1 protein-coding gene is annotated in these 972 nt (G+C 71.4%); it reads right to left on the bottom strand.

Annotation, left to right across the window (positions count from 1 at the left end):
- Positions 1-972, bottom strand: a 972-nt coding sequence (locus JNK54_10700) for a lytic transglycosylase domain-containing protein (protein ID MBL8024727.1), incomplete at both ends; no start/stop codon positions are given.

Genomic DNA, 972 nt, shown 5'->3' with positions numbered 1-972 from the left:
GCGCGCCTGGGTGATCGGCGAGGGCGAGGCGGTCTGGACGCGCTTGAAATGGCCGATGGCGGCGGCTGGATCCTTGAGGAAGCGCAGGGCATACCAGCCGGCGTGGAATTCGGCCTCGGCCTGCATGGCGCGCGATGAGCCGGTGTGGCCCTGGACGACGCGATAGGCGGTGCGGGCGTCGCCAAGTTCGAGCAGCTGGCGGGAAACAATGCGCTTCTCCTCCCACCACTCGTCGGGCACCACCATGGCACGGGGGTCCTTCGGCGCCTTCAGCAGCAGCTGGGCGGCTTCCTGCCAGCGCTCCTGGCGGCGGGCCCATTGGGCGCGGCCGAACAGATAGGCCGGTTCGTCCTTGATGTCGGCGGGGACGGCGTCGAGCAGGGCGCCGGCATTGGCGGCCTTCTTTTCCACCGCGAGGCGGGCCTTGACCAGCGCGACATAGCCGGGCCCGAGTTGGCGGGCGGTGGTCATGGCGTCGTCGGACTTGGACTTGAGCAGGGCGCGATCGAGGCGGACGCGGTGATCGGCGGCGGTCAGCAGCGAGGCGAATTCGCCGAGCAGGGCGCTTTCGGTCTCGTCGTTCATGGTGTGCTCGCGCCAGGCCTTGCGGATGATCTCGGCGGCGGCGGCGCGATTGCCGGTGGCGAGATGGGCGCGGGCGAGCAGCATGGCGCCGCGCGACGACTGCGGCTGGGTGCCGCCAAAGGCGCGGACAACCTCGCCGGCGGGCGGGTTTTCCCGCTCCAGCGCTTCCTCGGCGCGGCGGCGCAGGGTGTCGGGATCGGGCCAGCCGGGGTTCTTGATGGCGAAATCGGTGATGGCGTCGGCGTTGACGGCACCGTTGCGGGCCAGCGTCCAGTCGACGATCTTGGCGTCGAGGCGCTCCAGTCCGGCCTTCAGCGCCACCGCCTTGGCGACGTCGCCGCGGGAGGCGGCCTCAAGCGCGGCCTTCAGGCCAGGCGCGTCCTGGGC

The organism is Elusimicrobiota bacterium (assembly GCA_016788905.1).
In the GTDB taxonomy this organism is placed as follows: domain Bacteria; phylum Elusimicrobiota; class Elusimicrobia; order FEN-1173; family FEN-1173; genus JADKHR01.
This window is presented reverse-complemented; position numbering and strand designations above follow the sequence as displayed.